Origin of the sequence: Chitinophaga sp. HK235 (genome assembly GCF_018255755.1) — a bacterium.
GTDB lineage: Bacteria > Bacteroidota > Bacteroidia > Chitinophagales > Chitinophagaceae > Chitinophaga.
The window spans coordinates 6,439,721-6,458,584 of the sequence record NZ_CP073766.1 but is presented as its reverse complement, the minus strand read 5'-3'; the positions used below and the strand labels follow the sequence as shown (position 1 = coordinate 6,458,584).

Annotated in this window: 11 protein-coding genes; 3 read left to right on the top strand and 8 right to left on the bottom strand. The window is 49.1% G+C overall.

Features of this window, described 5'->3' with window-relative positions; genetic code table 11:
• Positions 1 to 8: 8 nt before the first annotated feature.
• The gene (locus KD145_RS24565; RefSeq protein WP_212002476.1) at positions 9 to 3,116 is read right to left on the bottom strand and encodes a TonB-dependent receptor; all 3,108 of its coding nucleotides are present in this window, start codon (positions 3,114 to 3,116) and stop codon (positions 9 to 11) included.
• A 484-nt stretch (positions 3,117 to 3,600) separates the two neighbouring features.
• Between KD145_RS24565 and KD145_RS24560 the strand changes: the two genes are divergently transcribed.
• From KD145_RS24560 to KD145_RS24550, 3 genes are all read left to right on the top strand, one after another.
• Complete coding sequence (locus tag KD145_RS24560) at positions 3,601 to 3,816, top strand: hypothetical protein (protein ID WP_212002475.1); 216 nt, start codon at positions 3,601 to 3,603, stop codon at positions 3,814 to 3,816.
• Positions 3,817 to 4,050: 234 nt separating this feature from the next.
• On the top strand, positions 4,051 to 8,007 hold the full coding sequence (locus KD145_RS24555) for a Pls/PosA family non-ribosomal peptide synthetase (RefSeq protein WP_212002474.1): 3,957 nt from the start codon (positions 4,051 to 4,053) through the stop codon (positions 8,005 to 8,007).
• Positions 8,008 to 8,010: 3 nt separating this feature from the next.
• Positions 8,011 to 8,532 (top strand): GNAT family N-acetyltransferase, encoded by a 522-nt coding sequence (locus KD145_RS24550; RefSeq protein ID WP_212002473.1) that lies wholly within the window; start codon positions 8,011 to 8,013, stop codon positions 8,530 to 8,532.
• A gap of 81 nt (positions 8,533 to 8,613) precedes the next feature.
• Here KD145_RS24550 and KD145_RS24545 read toward each other — a convergent pair whose 3' ends face one another.
• The 7 genes from KD145_RS24545 to KD145_RS24515 form a co-directional block, all read right to left on the bottom strand.
• Positions 8,614 to 9,867 carry a DUF2264 domain-containing protein gene (locus tag KD145_RS24545; RefSeq protein WP_212002472.1) on the bottom strand — a complete coding sequence of 418 codons (1,254 nt, stop codon included), beginning with the start codon at positions 9,865 to 9,867 and terminating at the stop codon, positions 8,614 to 8,616.
• A gap of 8 nt (positions 9,868 to 9,875) precedes the next feature.
• Complete coding sequence (locus KD145_RS24540) at positions 9,876 to 11,069, bottom strand: glycoside hydrolase family 88 protein (RefSeq protein ID WP_212002471.1); 1,194 nt, start codon at positions 11,067 to 11,069, stop codon at positions 9,876 to 9,878.
• 22 nt (positions 11,070 to 11,091) lie between these two features.
• The gene (locus KD145_RS24535; RefSeq protein ID WP_212002470.1) at positions 11,092 to 12,144 is read right to left on the bottom strand and encodes a LacI family DNA-binding transcriptional regulator; all 1,053 of its coding nucleotides are present in this window, start codon (positions 12,142 to 12,144) and stop codon (positions 11,092 to 11,094) included.
• 29 nt (positions 12,145 to 12,173) lie between these two features.
• Positions 12,174 to 12,935 carry a 2-dehydro-3-deoxy-D-gluconate 5-dehydrogenase KduD gene (gene kduD / locus KD145_RS24530; RefSeq protein ID WP_212002469.1) on the bottom strand — a complete coding sequence of 254 codons (762 nt, stop codon included), beginning with the start codon at positions 12,933 to 12,935 and terminating at the stop codon, positions 12,174 to 12,176.
• Positions 12,936 to 12,940: 5 nt separating this feature from the next.
• Positions 12,941 to 15,157: a DUF4861 family protein gene (locus KD145_RS24525; protein ID WP_212002468.1), complete on the bottom strand. Its 2,217-nt coding sequence runs from the start codon at positions 15,155 to 15,157 to the stop codon at positions 12,941 to 12,943.
• A gap of 20 nt (positions 15,158 to 15,177) precedes the next feature.
• A complete protein-coding gene (gene kduI, locus KD145_RS24520; RefSeq protein ID WP_212002467.1) occupies positions 15,178 to 16,020 on the bottom strand; it encodes a 5-dehydro-4-deoxy-D-glucuronate isomerase in 843 nt (280 codons plus the stop codon).
• Positions 16,021 to 16,830: 810 nt separating this feature from the next.
• Positions 16,831 to 18,792 carry a heparinase II/III family protein gene (locus tag KD145_RS24515; RefSeq protein WP_212002466.1) on the bottom strand — a complete coding sequence of 654 codons (1,962 nt, stop codon included), beginning with the start codon at positions 18,790 to 18,792 and terminating at the stop codon, positions 16,831 to 16,833.
• Positions 18,793 to 18,864: the final 72 nt, after the last annotated feature.

The window sequence follows — 18,864 nt, the reverse complement described above, 5'->3', positions numbered from 1 at the left end:
CATTCAGTTTAGAAATTAACATTAACACCTACCGTAAATGTGCGGCCATTAGCCAGTGTGTTACGGTCTATACCCTGACCGGAAACATTGTTACCGTTGGAAGATACTTCCGGATCAGGTCCGGGATATTTGGTGATAATGGCCAGATTCTGAGCCCTTACATATATGCGTGCTCCTGTCATACGCGCTTTTGACGCAATTCTTTCAGGTACATTGTAAGTAAGACCTACATTACGGAGTTTGATGAAATCACCCTTGAACACGTTAGATGAATTCGCAAAGCTGGAACCATTGGAAACGTTGTCGCCAAATACCAGTTTCGGAATATTGGTAACATCACCAGGTTTCTGCCATCTGTTAAGTACTTCGGTACTGTTGTTCCAGAAACGCTGATCCAGCAAACCGGCACGGCTACCGTAATACACGTAGAAGCCCGCCTGGTAGGTCAACAGTACGTTCAGTTCAAATGCTTTGTAACGGAAAGTATTTTCAAAACCACCCAGGATTTTCGGGTTGGTATTTTTGTAAGGTACCGCATCGCCTATGCCCACAGGAGCTGCTTTTTTACCATCAGCATAACTGTAGGATCTGGAACTGGCATCGAAGTATACGCTTTCGCCGGCTTTATTGATGAATATCCTTCTGCCGGTAGCAGGATCCACACCGCCTTCTCTTACCAGGAAAATCATGGATACCGGATACCCTACGGCATTGGCGCTGGTTTGTTCAAGACTACTGGTGGTGAAAGGAATAACAGCTGATCCGGCCAGGTCAGTCACTTCATTTTTATTGAAGGAAATATTGAAGGAAGTGTTCCACTGGAAATCTTTTTTATTGATAGCAGCTGCATTCACGGAAAACTCAAAACCTCTGTTGTACATGCGGCCGATGTTGGTAGGGATAGTGGTCGGAACACCTGCAGAAGGTGGTTGTGTAAGGAACAGGATCAAACCATCAATATTGTTATAGTAATAAGCAGCTTCACCAGTGATTCTGTTGTTAAACAAGCCAAAAGACAAACCAATGTCTGTTTTCTTACTTACTTCCCATCCCAGTTGCGGGTTTCCGGTCTGGCTGTAATACAGGGAGCCATCACCACCGTACAGTGTTGGAGTGTACAAGGCGAGCGCATCAAAATCACCTATACCGGCAGAGTTACCCACCTTACCATAACTACCTCTGAGTTTAAAGCTGTTGAAAACCTTGCCCAATGCACCATCAGCCCAGAAATCTTCTTTCGCGATTTCCCATCCGGCTGCAAAACCATAGAATACACCTTTCTTTTTGTCTGGACCAAAAGCAGAATACTGGTCCTGCCTGAGGTTAGCACTTAAGAAATATTTATCTGCATAGTTATAGTTCACACGGCTGAAGGCTGACAACAGATAGTTCTCACGACGTAACATTCCGGAAGGATCATTGAGGCTCCAACCACCCTGTACGTTGGTAAAGTATTTATCTGTTTGTCCTGTACGCACGATACCATAACGCTGACGGTTATCACGCTGCTGTTCACTACCCAGCAACAGGTTTACATTGTGTTTTCCAAAACTGTGCTCCAGCTGTGCGGTATTGGTCCATACCCATCTTTTGCTCTGCATAAAGATACCGTATGCTCTGCCGTTGAGTGTCCACGCATCACCATGGATATTGTTCTGGTAGATATCGTTGTTGAGGAACATATAGTCAATACCGTACTGCGTACGCAGGGTTAACCATTCAAATGGTTTTGCCTGCAGATATACGTTGCCCTGTACGTGGTTGTTCTCTGTATTGGAATGGTCCAGGTCCAGCAACACCTGCGGGTTGTACAAACCGGTACGGGAAGAACTGTCGTAGTTACCGATGTACTGACCGGCGATATTGTAACTGCCGTCTTTGTTATAGGGTGTTACAATCGGAGAAGTCACAAATGCCAGCCTGGCAAGACCACCGGAAGCAAACGATTCTCCTTCCAGTGAACCGGAAGATCCTGAGATCAGGCTTTGTTCATTGGAGAAAGACAGTTTGGTACCCAATGATACCACTTTACCCAAACGCTGGTCAATGTTGAAGAGCAGGTTTTTACGGATGAAGTCATTCCTTTTCAGGATACCTTCCTGTTTGGTATAACCAGCAGAAAAATAGTAAACGGTATTTTCATTTCCACCGGAAGCAGAAACAGTATGACTTTGTGAGATAGCGCGACTGCGATATACTACATCACGCCAGTCAGTATCAATGGTATCTCCGTTAGCATCCACATTCAGTGCATAACGTTCTTTACTGCTTGGGTTGTTTTTTTCTGCCTCATTTTTAATAGCTACATACTGACGTGCATTCAGCAGCTTGGGCAGTCTGGTGGGAACAGTAGCACCTACCCAGCCATCATAGGATATCCTCACCTTGCCGGCTTTACCTTTTTTAGTGGTAACCAGTACCACACCATTAGCTGCACGGCTACCGTAAATAGCAGTAGCAGACGCATCTTTCAGCACATCAATAGATTCAATATCAGAAGGATTGATGCTGGATAGAGGGTTCAACGGAGCATTGGTAGATCCCGCATCACCGGTAAAAGTCGGAACACCGTCAATAACAATCAACGGATAACTACCGGCAATTGAGTTGGCACCACGGATACGGAATACAGGAGGGTTATTCACCACACCATTCGGAACGGTGATCTGCACACCTGCAGCACGACCACCCAAACCAGCTTCAAAGCTCTGTACCGGCAACTCCGCTACAGCAGTACCTTTAACGCTGGCTATACTACCCGTCACATCTTTTCTACGCTGTGTACCATAACCCACCACAATCACTTCCGAGATGGCTTTGGTATCAGCTTTTAACTTAATAGCCCCAACGCTGTTACCATTAATGACCATTGTCCGGGACTCATATCCAACAAATGAAACTCTCAGCGCCTTCGCATCCTGAGGTACAGAAATAGAAAAGCTGCCATTGGCATCCGAAATAGTTCCGGCTTTACCACCAGGCAGACTCACTGTTACACCTGGTAACGGATTCCCCGACTCATCGGTAACCCTGCCCGTAACAGTGCGTTGATTTTGTGCCAGCAACGAAGCTGCTATCAATAGCATACTGGTCACCACGAGTAATAATTTCCTCATGTAATTGCAGATTTTGGTTTAGATTAATAAATAATAAATGCTGATGTAATCAGATTTTGGTCATAGCTCACCCAGCATCATGACTGCTCATGACGGGTATTAAAATCGCATTTGAGTTTTTAAATAATTCCTCTTAAAGATTACTGGCCATAGTTCTACAGCACTGATTCTACAGCATGGCTGTACATAATTAGATTTAGATTTTTTCGCTTAGATAAACTTTTGTTAGCTTAAATTTTGATTTTACTTGTTAAGAAAAACTGATTCTGATTTTGGTTTTATCTATGCTACAGTGCTTCACAGCAGTATCACTAATTCAGATTTTGGTTGCAATACTATCGTTATCCTCTACTTACACTTTTATAGGTTAGAATAAAAATATAAAAAAAAATTTACCCTGTTACTGCTCTTCAGAAGAAAGCATTGATATCACAACAAGAATCTCTTTAAAAACAATTCAAAAACAAATTGTTACATATTAAAAATGAGCCAAAATATTTTTTCCGGGCAGGCCTGGACCATCCTCTTCAGTCAACCCATTCTCGGTACCTGGCTGGATAATAAAGCCCTGCCTGCCTTCCAGCCGGGAGACACCTACACCACAGCAGCCGGTATAACCATTACCGTTACCAGAGTCACCGAAGTGAAAGTGATCAGAATGAAATTGATCTGCCTGGCGTATCGGCACGCTTCAGAATAAGCAACGCATGACGATTTCTTCATTGTTCCTGATGGAGGGTCAAAAATCAGCCCGGCGGCTCCGGATCCGGCCTTGTCTGGCGGCAACCTTCAAGAAATTAACTTTTTAGCAGCACCCTGAATTATAGCATTTTGACAGATTATAAGCGTAAATTCGCCCATAATAACTTATTTTTAAGGGAATTATAATTACGACCTATCACTGTACCCTGTAACTTTGTTAATACCAAGACTAATGAATACTACGGGAAGCAAAATTATGAATGGTTATAGTATAGTAAAAGGGCCCCAGCTAAAGGAATTAATACATCAGGAAACCCTGGCGGATATTTTCAGATTTGCAGCCAAAGAGCATGCACATCATACCGCGCTGATATTCCAGCACCAATCCCTCACTTACGCCGAAATGGACCACTGGAGTGACGCTGTAGCAGCGATGCTGCAAGCACGAGGTATTGGGCCCGGCAGTGTGGTAGGCGTATGGTGGCCACGGGGACTGGAACTGCATGCAGCCATCCTGGGTATTGTAAAAGCCGGGGCAGCCTATGTTCCGCTTGACCGTGAAATGCCGGCGGAAAGGGTAGAAGGCGTACTCACAGAAGTAAAGGCCGCCGCCTGCTTTAGTGAGGAATCGCTGCACCTCGACGCTGCTATTCTCTCCGTACCACCGGTACCTGATATCACAGAGCAGTTCAACCTCTCCACCGGCCCTTCCCCTGAAAACATTGCTTATGTGCTGTATACCTCCGGTAGTACCGGGAAGCCCAAAGGCATCCCTATCACCCACCAGCAGATATGCCACCTGATAAGGGCAGAACAAACCGTTCTCAAAATCAACTCCCACGATAAAGTATACCAGGGCTTCTCCGTATCCTTCGATATGTGGTGCGAAGAAACCTGGGTTAGTTACTTTGCAGGGGCCACCCTCTGGGTGGCGGATACTACTACCGCCAAAGCCATCGATGAACTGGCTTCTACCCTGCGCCAGGAAGAAATTACCATCCTCCATGCCGTACCCAGTCTGCTGGCCGTTATGGAAGATGATATACCCACCCTCCGCCTGATCAATGCCGGAGGAGAGGCCTGTACCCCACAGGTACTGGCCCGGTGGGGCGCACCTCCCCGTCTCTTTTATAACAGTTACGGCCCTACGGAGACAACAGTGAGCGCCACCTTCGCCGCACTCAAACCAGGAGATCCCATCACTATCGGTCATCCGCTGCCCAACTACAATATGGCAGTGGTTGACGACAAGCTAAACATACTCCCTCTCGGAGAACGTGGTGAGCTGGTGATCACCGGCCCCGGCGTAGGCTACGGTTATATAGACCGGCCCGAACTGACCGCCGAAAAGTTCGTGCCCAAACCCGCCTCCATGGACATGCTCCCCGGAGACATGGTATACCGTACCGGCGACGCCGCCATCATCCTCCCCGATGGCAACATCGACTTCCAGGGCCGCCTCGATGACCAGATCAAATTACGCGGCTACCGCATAGAACTGGGTGAAATAGAAAACAGGCTCAACGCCATCGCCGGCGTAGTAGCCGCCGCCGTGGCCGTTAAAAAAGATAACAACGAACAGGACCAGCTGGTAGGATATGTAGTAATGGATGATGTCCAGTCATTTGATGAAGGGCACTTCCGGGCAGAACTGGCCAAAGTGCTGCCACCCTACATGGTACCCGGCACCATCCTCGAACTGGATGACATGCCCCGGCTGCCCAGCGGAAAAATAAATCGTAAGGCACTGCCGCTGCCCCCTGCCTTTGCCCAGCCCGTTACGCATGAAGCCATCGATGCCGACGCGCCGATGCAGGACAGAGTATTGGCCATCCTCACCAAAGTGTTCCCCGACAGGAACATCAACCTGCAACAGGATTTCTTTACCGACCTGGGTGGGCACTCCCTGCTCGCCGCTGCTTTTGTTTCCCGCCTGCGCCGGGAAGCCAATGTACCACAGGCTTCACTGAAAGACATCTATATCCACCGCCCGCTGCAATCACTCGTAGACACCTGGAGTGCACAGCCACAAAGCGGTAAAAAGAAAGAACGCAGCTTCAACAAAGTGCCCTGGTGGCGGCACCTGCTCTGCTGGTCAGCACAAACAGTATCCCTGCTGCTGATATTTGGACTCTTTGCCATGCAGATATTCCTGCCTTATCTGGGTTACTACTATGTGGAACAGGAAACCAGCAACCTGGGATATGCCATCATCACCGCACTGTGTATGTTCTGCCTGCTCCCGCCTATCTTCTCTGCCCTGATCATTACCATCAAATGGTTGGTCATCGGCAAAATGAAAGCAGGCGACTACCCACTGTGGGGACAATATTATTTCCGCTGGTGGCTGGTGAAAACCATGCAACGGCTCATGCCTTCACAGTTCCTCAACGGCACACCACTTTATCCGGCATACCTCCGTCTCCTGGGCGTGAACATAGCCTCCGATGCACAACTCGGTGCTGTTACCATCGGCGCCGAAGACCTGGTCACCATCGGCAGCGATGTGAGCATCAGCTCACAGGCAGTCATCAACAACGCTTTTGTGGAAGACGGATGGCTCAAATTACGCGCCGTACACCTCGGCGATCATGCCTATATCGGCAGCAGCGCCGTTATTGCCGGTGATACCGTAATGGAACCCTGGAGCGAACTGCAGGACCTGAGCTACCTGCCGGCCAACAGCCGCATCACCTCCGGCGAAGTATGGCATGGTAGCCCCGCACAACTCAAAGTAAAAAAGGAAATCAGCGAACTGCCGCAACCACTGCCGGTATCCGCTACCACCCGCAGAAAATACAGCCTGATCTTCTCACTGTTCCTGCTGGTATTCCCCTTTACTATCCTGCTGCCTCTGCTGCCTACCATCATCACGCTCAACCAGCTGGATAACGCCGCTCCGGATTATAACTTCAACTACATGATCATCACGCCGTCACTGGCCCTGAGTTATATCATCCTGTTCACCGCGCAGACAGTTCTGCTGAGCCGCCTGTTACAGTGGGGCATCAAACCCGGCACCTATCCCATTTACAGCCTGTTCTATGTGCGTAAATGGTTTGCCGACCAACTGATGTCGCTGACACTGATCGTGATACATCCCATCTTTGCCACGGTATATATCTCCAGCCTGTTCCGCGCACTGGGAGCCCGCATCGGGAAAAATACAGAGGTATCCACTGCCAGCAGCGTTACCCATCCCCTGCTTGAAATAGGCAATGGTGCCTTCATTGCAGATGCGGTAACACTGGGAGAGTCCGATATCCGTGCACAAAGACTGATACTCGAAAAAACAGTTATACACGATACCAGCTTCGTAGGCAACAGCGCCCTCATTCCACAGGGATACGAACTGCCACCCAATATGCTCATCGGGGTACTCTCTATCCCGCCTACCAAAGAGCAGATGGCCAACAGCACCGCCCGCGACTGGTTCGGCTCCCCTGCGATCGCCCTCCCGCGCCGCCAGGAAAGCCGTTTCTTTCCGCCGGAACTGACCACCAACCCTTCCCCGCAAAGGAAAATGGCCAGAGGATTCATGGAATTTATACGTATCCTCATCCCCGAAACCATCGTGATATGCTGCAGTATCCTCTTCATTGCCTATGCACATGATCTGGTCACAGAAAGAGCCTGGTGGCAGGTACTGCTGGGATTCCCCTTCTATTACCTGTTTTTCCTCGGACTGCCCGCATTCTTCTTCACGGTTGTCATGAAGTGGGTGCTCACCGGCCAGTACCGTTCTATACAAAGCCCGATGTGGACATCCAAAGTATGGCGCAGCGAAGGCACCACTTCCACCTACGAAGCACTGTCGGTACCTTTCCTGCTCGACTTCCTGCGGGGTACCCCCTGGCTGCCCGTATTACTGCGGATGCTGGGCGTTAAAGCCGGTTACCGCGTATGGCTCAACACCACCGATATCACCGAATTTGATATGGTGGAAATAGGCCACGACTCCGCACTCAATGAAGACAGTGGCCCGCAAACCCACCTGTTTGAAGACAGAGTGATGAAAATAGGCGCCATCAAAATCGGCGAACGCTGCAGCATCGGTGCCCGCACCATTATCCTCTACGATAGCGAAATAGGCGACGATGTCAACATTACACCACTGTCGCTCGTTATGAAAGGAGAAAAACTGCAACCCGGTACCGACTGGACCGGTAGCCCTATCAAACCGGAATAACACATGGTAACGATTACGCCTATACGTATCAGAGATCATTATGAACTGCTGGCTGCCATGATGAAAGAACTGCATCTTTCTGAACTGGACTTCTTTCGTAAAACAGCCGCCTGGGAAAACATCCGGGCCGATTACATGCAACATGTGATCTCCACACAGGAAGAATACGATGGCACCTGCCTGTTGGCCACCAAAGACAACGAACCGGCAGGGTTTATCTTCGCCTATGTGGAAGAACCCGACGAAAGCCGCATTGAAGACTATACCGGTAATACACTTTATGTGTCCGATGGATACGTAGCCCCCGCCTTCCGCAGAATGGGCATCTACCGTCAGCTCAACGATGCACTGGAAGCCCTTTACATCCGTAAAGGCATCCGTAGGATCGTACGTTATACCCTTAGCAATAACCACCGGATGCAGCAGTTCCTGGCCTCTCAGCAATATGAACCGGTTAGAATAGTCTACGAAAAATGGCTGACACCAGATGGCAAGGATACCGTACGATTGTTTCCGGAGCAATAGCATTATTTCTATTTCACATAAAAAGAGCGGGAGAAGCATGATGCTTCTCCCGCTCTTTTATTATCGCAATTATTCAGCTGCTCAATCCAGTGAATGATCTTTATAAACAGTTTTACCTTTCCATGCTTTCTGTGCTGTCCATTCAACTGCCGGTGAAGACCAGTAAGGGTGATGCGCCGGCAGGCCCAGGTCCAGAAAACCGGTAGTACATAAATAGAGACTACCTGTAGAAGTGTATACATCCGCTATCTCCGGCTGATAGCCACAGAAGCCTATCTGCAGCCAGCCCTTTTTATCGAAGGTACCTGGTGTATCAAAAATTCGTTTATTCACTACCGTTAGTGCACAACGCACCTGTGCCGGTGTTAGTTCTGCCGGCAGTTTTTCCTGTAGTGCCAGCTGTGCAAGCGCCTGAAAAGCTGCGTTCCGGTATGGCATCGAGCGGCCCACTACCGGAAAAGTACCTTCCGGCGATATCTGCCGCTCCAATATTACACCATAACGCTGCATACGCTTCAGCGCCAGCTCATATTGTTCTTTATTACCTTCCTGGTGATCCGTCAGCACTTTCAACACATCTACCAGCATAGGCTGTATAACAAAGGAATTGTAATAGTCATAATGGAAATGAGTACCATCACCGTACATGCTGTCTCCCTTATACCATTCCAGTATTTTCTCAATGGCAAAGTCCACCGGTTTGCGGTCCCAGCCCCCATTGAACTGCAGCAGCGCCACTTCAATCATGGCTGCAAACAGCACCCAGTTATTGGTGCTGAATGTTTTGATGCTCCGCAGACTTTTAAAGGCTTCTATTACCTGTTGTTTGGTGGTGTCGGAGAGTGGCTTCCACAGCTGCTCCGGAGCCCGCAACAGTCCATGCGCCATAAAAGCCCCGTCTACCAGCGGTTGCGGATCAAACTTATTGGTGAAGTTCATAAAATCCGGTGATGCCGAATCTACCGCCATCGCGATGGCTTTCAGCGTTTTCTCCTGCATCAGGATACGGCGGCTGCCTTCCATCGTATTGTCAGGTCCCAGCTCCAGCCAGGGAGCCAGCCCCGCCAATGTTCTGCCGAATGCCTCCAGGTAGGTGACCTTGTCGACTGGCTTGCCGTAATGCGGAGCTACGGCCGTAGGCATGGTAGCCTTGAGTTGTCCTTTAGCAAGACTGCTTATTACGGGATCGCATATACGAAGTAACAGATCCAGGTTATACTGACGGTCGCTGGCCGGCGCAGGGCCGGCTATATCCGCCAGTATATTTTTATCCGTTTTCAGGGAACCAGCGATGCCGGCCATCGGGACTGCTTTCAGAAAAAAACGTCTGTTCAAGATATCAGTTATTTAGCCCATTGTTTATACCGCAGGAGCGCTTCCACAAAATAATAATCCGCGTAGGTCAAAGGAACGTCTACTTCAGATTTATGAGGCAGGGAGCCTACGCTATGCATCAGGATAAACTGATTGTTTTCCCCTTCTTTAGCCAGATAAGCAGGGCTGCAGAGGCTTGTCAGCATTTTCTCTGCGGCGTTCCAGTAACGTTTGCCTTCCGTTTTATTGGTATAGCGGCTTAGCTCCAGGAGTGCAGAAGCCGCAACAGCGCCGGCAGAAACATCCCTCAAGGCATTGGGGATATCCGGTGCGTTGTAGTCCCAGTAAGGAATCAGGTCTGCCGGCATATGCGGATTGTTGAGGATGTATTCCGCAATATGACGCGCCTCGTTGAGGTAAGATTTGTCTTTGGTATCACGGTACATCACGATGTAACCGTACAGTCCCCATGCTTGTCCGCGTGACCAGGCAGAGCTGTCGGCAAAGCCCTGGTGTGTTTTCTTCTGGAAAACATCACCGGTAGCGGGATCATAGTCGATCACATGATAAGAGCTGTAATCCGGACGGAAATGGTGTTCCATAGTGGTATTGGCGTGGGTACGTGCAATCATGGCATAACGGGGATCACGGGTTTCACGGCTGGCCCAGTTCAGGAGTTCCAGATTCATCATGTTGTCAATGATTACCGGAAACTTCCAGGTGCCATGGTCCCATGACTTGATACAGCCTACTGTAGAATTAAAGCGGGTGGCCAGGGAGTTGGCGCTGGTGATCAGGATACGTTTGTAAGCGGTATCACCAGTGATACGCAGGGCATTGCCAAAGGGACAATACATCATAAACCCGAGGTCGTGGGTACGGGTGTTGTACTGTTCTTTTTTGCAGAGCTGCATACGTTTGATAGCTTCTGCTTTAAAGGCAGGATCTTTCGTGTATTCGTACAGGTACCAGGTGGTGCCGGGATAAAAACCGGATGTCCACCAGGTGGAGTTGGAAGTCATCAGACTACCATCTTTATTGGTGCTGCGGGGCATTACACTGTCCGGCACATGGGTCATCATCCCCTTATATTGTCTGGCGGCAAACTGTAATGTTTCATCCGCTTTACGAAGCAATTCCTGGTTGGCTTTACCAGATTGTGCATACGATTGCATAAACATCGCCGGCAACATCAGCAGGGTAAAGAACAGATTCTTTTTCATAAAAAGTTAGTTATAGGTTGTATCATTTTTTTTTCGTGACGGCTTTGGTGCTGCCGGCACTGGATTCCCTTGCTATCAGTTGAATAGGTATAATTTCCTGTGAATAACGGGGAGCTCCTGTTTGTTTGCTGGTAATAAGTTCCATCAGGGCAGCCACTACTCTTTCGCCCATCATGGCAGGATACTGGTCTATACTGGTAACGGGCGGTGTTACGATTTCGGTTCGCGGGTCGTTGGAATATCCTACGATCTTCAGGTCTTCCGGCACTCTGATATTGTGTTTCCGGCAATATTCCATAGTCGTGATGGCCGTGGTATCGTTGGAAGCGAAAATCCCATCAGGATAAGGTTTCTGTGCAAAAATTTTCTCGCAGGTCTGCCAGGCGTTATCACGGGTAAGCTCCTGATAGAAAATCCTTGTTTTTTTGAAAGGCAGTTTATGTTGCTGCAATGCATTTTTATAGCCCGCTACCCTTTCGAGGTAAAGGTTACAACTCAGCGGTCCGGAGATATGCACGATATCCCGGCATCCTCTTTCAATCAGGTGACTGGTGGCTGTAAATCCGCCCAGGTAGTCATCTCCCTTGATCACCTTCACATTATAATCTTTGGGTACCCGGTCAAAAAATACCAGCGGTATGTTATTGTCTTTGAAGATATCGAAGTGGGAGAAGTCGGTGGTATACAGGGTAGTGCTTACCACCAGGCCATCTACACGGGCAGAGTACAGGGTATTGACCAGGGTTACTTCCTGATCATAGGAGTCGTTGGACTGGCAGATGATCAGGTTGTAGCCATGTTCCTGTAATTTATTCTGGATAATGGTACTGATAGTGGCTGGAAAAAACATGGAGATACGCGGAACGATCAATCCGATGGTCTTGCTTTTATTGTTGCGCAAGCCGGCAGCCAGCGCATTGGGACGGTAGCCCAGCTTACGGGCCATTTTTTTAACCCTGTCTTTCGTACGTGCGCTGATGTTAGGATTGTCGTTCAGTGCGCGTGATACAGTAGATACCGATAATTTCAGTTCTTCTGCAATATCAACGATTGTTTTTTCTGTGCGTTTGCTCATGTATTAGCCATTAACTGTAAAAGTTCTCATTATCTGCCCATCCAGCCGCCATCTACGGTGAGTATGGTGCCGTGTACATAATCTGAAGCCCTTGAAGCCAGGAATATAACGGGGCCTGCAAAATCTTCCGGTTCTCCCCAGCGTCCTGCCGGTATTCTGTCCAGAATGGAGCTGCTGCGTTTTTCATCTGCCCTCAGGGCGGCAGTATTATCCGTGGCGATATAACCGGGTGCGATAGCATTCACATTCACTCCCCTGCTGGCCCATTCGTTGGCGAATGCTTTTACCAGCGAGCCTACAGCGCCTTTGCTGGCGGCATATCCCGGTACGTTGATCCCACCCTGGAAGGTGAGCAACGAGGCTGTAAAGATAATCTTTCCGGCGCCTCTTTCAATCATGCCTTTTCCGATTTCACGGGTAAGGATAAACTGAGCATTCAGGTTGGTGTTGATCACCTCATCCCAGTATTCGTCAGGATGTTCTGCTGCGGGTTTGCGCAGAATGGTACCGGCATTGTTTACCAGGATGTCTATCTGCTTTACTTCCTGCTGTACTTTGCCAATAAAGGCATACAGTGATGCACGGTCGGAAAAATCACACTGGTAAGCTTTAAAGCTGCGGCCCAGCGCGGTCACTTCTTTTTCCACCTCACTCCCGCTCAGTTCCAGCGAGGCAGATACTCCAATGATATCTGCGCCGGCAGATGCCAGTGCTACCGCCATTGCCTTGCCAATGCCCCGCTTGCAGCCGGTTACCAGCGCTGTTTTTCCTTTCAGTTGAAACAGGTCCATATGAGTTATTGTATCGTTACTTTAATCGGTTCCTTGATTTTTTGTGCAAAAGCCTCCAGATAATTAAACCACTCCGTGGCGGAAGTGATCCGGCCACCCTTGTTCCAGGCAGCACCGGTATAATATACGTAGGGATGCTGACTATTGGCGGTACCAGGACTCAGCAAATGCACATTATCTGTTTTCATACCAGGTACGGCCACCGGGAAAACACATCCCAGGCCCAGTGTACCGTCTTCTCCATGCTGTGGTTCCCAGTAGCCCATCACACCGTTCTTTTCATCCAGCAATACAGCGCCCGGGTCTTTACGTTTCACGATGCCGGTCACTACAGGCAGCTGTTCACCTTTAAAGGTATACTGCACCTGCATTTTATTCAGTTGGGAACCAGCATCCAGGGAGATGGTTTTGGTAACGGACACGGGTATATTTCCAGCCTGCCAGGTATCATAAGTCAGTGCAAACGTGGTACGCAGCGGGCCATTGTCCAGTCTTTTCCAGGTACGGTAGTTCTTCGGAAAATAGATAGTGTCTTTGCCATAAGGTGCCGTATCACCGGCGCCCAGGGTAAGCCCTACGCTGTAATAGTCCAGCCCCTGGCCATTATCATGATGATAGTTATCCAGTTTGTACCAGGTATCTATCACCATATCCGTAGTACGTTTAGCCCATACGTCAATACCATAGGCCATTTCCTTTGGTGTCTTCTCCAGTGCCGGGCCATACATACGGTAAGCCATACGGTCATTTTCCCAGGCATAGTCATCTTTGCGCTCCGGCACAAAACGTCCATAGGCCCTGGCTTTAACCGGAGCAGGTGCACCTGCTTTTACCGCCAGATATTTGCTGGCCGCTGGCGCGATGTTTACCAGCAACAACACTTTTTTCGGTGTTTTACCACCCTCATATACCAACTGGTAAGGGATTTCCTGATCATACAGTACATCGGTCACCTTGAAAGATTTCCGGGTTTCCTTGTCCAGCTTAGCAATAAACTGATCGTAAGGAATCTCAACGATCTCGTCTTCACGGTAAAGACCGGTAGTATTGTTGAGGGTGATATCATCCGGACTGCTTTTACGGAGATCATATTTTATCAGCTCAGAGCCGGCTAACAGGAAAGCACCTACGCCATATACTTCCGAATCATCGGCAGTAGCTTTGCCCGGAGCAGCAGCCACTACCTGCACAAAGCCTAGTTTCCCATTGGGTTGCACACAGTCTGTCAGTGCCTGCCATCCTTTACGGATAACCGGCATAAAATCTTTTTCCGGCAGGATACCATTGTTGACACCCCACGTCAGTGCATATACGTAAAATCCGGTACCGCTGGTTTCTTTGGCAGGATAGCTTTCAGGATCCAGGAGGCTGGCATGCCAGGTGCCGTCAGCTGTTTGCAGCGCAGCAATGCGGTAGGCCATCTTTTTAAACAGGTCTGTAAAACGGGCTCTGTTGGCATAAGTAGCGGGCATATTATCCAGCAGACGGGCCAGGCCGCCCATTACCCAGCCATTGCCGCGGCTCCAGAATACTTTGGCACCGTTCTTTTCTTTCTGATCGAAATAACGGGCATCGCGGTAATAAAGGCTATCGGCTTTATCGAATAAAAAGTCGGTTGTTTTCCACCACAGCTTATCAGCTGTTTCAAGATACCGGGGATCGCCGGTAGCGGTGGAGAGATAACCCAGCGCGGGCGGACCCATAAACAAAGCATCACACCAGGCCCATTCACGGTGATGGATACCGTTTTTCCAGTCCAGCGGTTCTGTATGCGGCGCAGCCACAATACTGTCTGCCAGCTGGCGGAACTTTGTGATCATCACCGGATCTTTGTGAGCGGTATACAGCTGCGCATACATTTGACCGATACAATATTCATCGGCGAAAAAACGGTCCGGGCCTGTATTCCAGTCGTTGTCCCGGCCTATCTGCATCAGCCGTTGTGTATAAAAGGGATTGACGGTGATTTTGCTGAGGGCCACCATTCCGGCATACATGGCACCGTTGGTCCAGTTGGTCTCCGGATTGGCCCAGCCTTTATTGTGAATGAACTGCCATTGCCAGTTGGCTACTTTCTCCATCTGTGAGCGGATAGACTGCGCCGTGAAAATGTCCGGCCCGGATACCTGTACAACAGCTTGCACCGGCGTAGCGGCACACAGCCCCGCTTGCAGGACCGACAGGCCCAGCAGACTTCCCGCAATGATGTTTTTCATTTTCATGATAAATTGGTTGATCGGGTTTAACGTAATTCGCTGATCTTGCAATGGTCCATGTCGCCATAGTCCAGGTTTTCACCAGCCATGCCCCAGATAAAGGTATAGTTGCTGGTACCTGCACCGGAGTGTACTGACCAGGGCGGAGAAATCACGGCCTGTTCGTTCTGCATCCAGATATGCCTTGTTTCCTGGGGCTGTCCCATAAAATGGCATACTGACTGACCTTCCGGTACTTCAAAATAAAAATATACTTCCATTCTCCGGTCATGTGTATGCGCCGGCATGGTATTCCAGACGCTACCGGCTTTCAGCTCCGTCATGCCCATCTGCAGCTGGCAGGTCTCCAGCACCGAGTTCACGAGCAGTTTGTTGATCGTACGGTGATTGGATGTTTCCAGTGCGCCCAGGGTCACTACTTCCGCTTCGTTTTTGGACACTTTACGGGTAGGATAGGTATGATGCGCAGGGGTGGAATTGAGATAGAATTTGGCGGGCTGGCTGGCATCTTTACTGTGAAACACAACGTTTTGTTTGCCTTTGCCAATGTAGAGGGCTTCCTTGAAGCCGATTTCAAATTGTTCTCCATCTACTTCCACCATACCCGGGCCGCCAACATTGATCATGCCCAGCTCTCTTCTCTCCAGGAAATACGAGGCTTTCAGCAGATCAATCGTTTGCAGAACAATCGCCCCTTTTACCGGCATAGCTCCGGCTGTCAGGTAACGGTCGTAATGTGTATGCACCCAGGAAATCTGGTCTGCCTCAAAAATTTTTTCGATCAGGAATGCCTTTCTCAACGCTTCGGTATCCATACCTTTCACCTCAGCCGGACTGCTGGCATACCTTGATTCATACTGTGTGCTCATATCGTAATTGTTATTGTTGATTTTCATTCGTTCCTGCAACAGCAGCACTCGTCCCTGCACAATAAGTGCGGGCTCCCTGATTTCATTGGTTTCATTCCAGCTGTCTCACGGTGGCGTACGGCTGTCTCTTGGCGGCGATGTGGCTTGCCGGCAAAAACTAACGTGGCACTGCCTCTTCCGGATAGCAGTCATTTCCGCATTGTTCACTGTCTGACCAGCAGGCCTCTGTTGTGCCTTACCGGTTTTCACGACATCCCTTCAGGAGTGTCATATGGCGGTTGACCTGTATTCCGGCCAACCTGTTCTCTGGTATCATCACGGATGGCGCTTGATACAGTGCCATCGCAACGTCTATTCTTACTGCAGTTCGTTTAATCAGCTGTAGCTGTGCATGGCTACTTAAAACGACCACGGTAAAAGTGGTTTGTGTCCTCTCAACACCTGATCCGGCACTACCACAACGTTTACTCGTACTGCAACTTCGTTTAATTAGCTGCAACTGTGCATGGTGGTACATAAACGACTACGGCAAAAGCTGTTTGCCCCCGCACTGTTTTCATTTCCAAATATCTACCACTGCACATAAGCCCGGAGAAATTATCCTCCGCTCTGTTGGCGTCAGCGTATCTAAAAGTAATGCAAACGTTTGCAAAATACAAAGTATTTAAAGAAAAAAATCTGGCTTCTTTAAAAGTAATTTTTACATTTCCCTTCAAATAGCCGAACACCCGGCGTATACACCGGGTGTTCGGCTGTTTTTGTATTGTTTTCCAGAAATCCTACATCCTAGGCTCCGGAAAACCCATTCAACTATCGTTTCATCGTAAAATCAATCGTATAATGCGCCTGTAGGGCCTGGCCTTTAGCCTTCAGTGTAACCCTCGACACTGCACTGCCCCATACTGAAGAAAGCCGGGTATCATCAATGGCCTGCCTGTCAACCACTACTTCAAACAAAGCGGGATCATAAGTCAGCAACAGCCGGGCTTCACTACCTTGCAACACTACCGTTCCGGGAGTAGCGGCATCTACCGGCAACGATGTCATAAAATGCAGCAGGTACGGTGCTTTCCAGGCTTCCAGCTCATAAGACTCTGCCAGCTGTAAACCGGATGATGAGGGAGTAAAGGTGAAAGTCCGCTTCAAAGCCTTTACCATAGCAGCTTCCGGATAGGCCGCCGCAATATCCATGCTCAGCACCTTGCTGGTACGGTTATCCTTAAAGGATACATCCTTAGCCTGAAACATACGCCCATCCTGTTGTTGAACACCATTCACCGTCGGACAGTTATGCCACTGTGACTGCATATACCACAACTTGTAGCGGTCTTTGCTGAATGTTTGTTTGGTATAGGTACCTACTCCCACATCGATAATAGCGGGTTTTCCATCCATATACAATACAAAATTGCCGATATCATTGTGATTATGGCTTTCCGCATTATGACCACCTTTAGCCGCAAAATACAAGCCTCTGGCACTGCCTGCTTCCGAACGCAGCGATAACACCTGCAGGTCCGACAACCAGTTCACACCGGTAAAAGGCGCTGCCGGCTGTGCAGCCAGCAAAGCATTACGGCACTCCAGGTCATATATGAAAAACAACAACGAACCGGTATTGATACGTGTAGTATCCCGATTGGCCAGCCGGTAGAGATAAGCGGCAAATCCCTTCATCAGCGGGTCCTGAAAGGTCTGGCTATAGAGGTATACTGTATGCGGCGGCGGAATAGTGCTGGCAGAAGCATCTGCAAAGTTCACAAACCGGCTGCTGTCGATGTGCATCTTGTAGATATATGCGCCTATACGATGTATCAGCTCATTATCCCGGAAACTCACTTTACCACCGGAAGCACTGTTCAGCCAGTTAACGAATTCAATCAGCTTGCCACCGGCATGTCCCCAGTAACTGGGGCCTTCATCACAACCACCATCTTCGGGATAACCATTCAGAAAAAAGTCGGCACTACGTACTGCCTTTTCAATCACTTTATTGCGTGTATCCGTCTCGTTTACCGCCAGTAAAGCTGTCTGTAGCACATTGGTATTGACCCAGATATTCCAGTTGTTCATTGGTTTACCATTGAATCCCATCCACCAGTAATCATTCCGCTCCAGGAAAGGCACAACGATACGCCGGTTCAGTTCATAGGATATCCGTTTGTTGATCATCGGAGAATACTTATCCAGCTGTTCCCGCAGCAGGAACTGGGTCCAGCTGAGGGCAGCGGCTGTTTCCCCGGCAACCAGATCGATCACCTGTTCTGCCGGATCGGCCAGGTCTGTACCGGCTTTCTGGGCACCGATATGCGCAGGTAATACCCAGGTGCTTTCCTCCAGGATAGCCCATAGTCCGTTTGCAATCTGCGGGATATATTTTCCATTACCACCTGCCAGTTCTCCCACCACGAGCGCCGACAGCACTCTACGCCGCTCCGACTGTACACTTTCAAAATTCACCCGGTTACCATTATCGCGGTACTGTAAATACAAGGACGCCGGCAATGCAGGCCAGGTAAAGCTCATAGCCTTATCTGCCTCCTTCACGAATGTTTGACGGGTAGATACCGGCAATTGTTGTATCGCTTCCTGAATAGCGGTATACCGTTGTTTCCGCCAGCTGTCGGTGGCATTAAAAGCCGCATTGCCACCGGCCTTTTCCCAGGCTGCATGCAGATAATTGCGTGCTGCTTTATGGTCTTGCGCGGTCACATACAGGCAACCTACCCATAACATCAACAATAAAAACGTGAAGATCTTTTGAATGCGCATACAACAATTGTTTGGGGGAAGATAAAAAATATGCTGCAGGTTTTTTTATGCAATCGTTTTCGTAATCCCTTT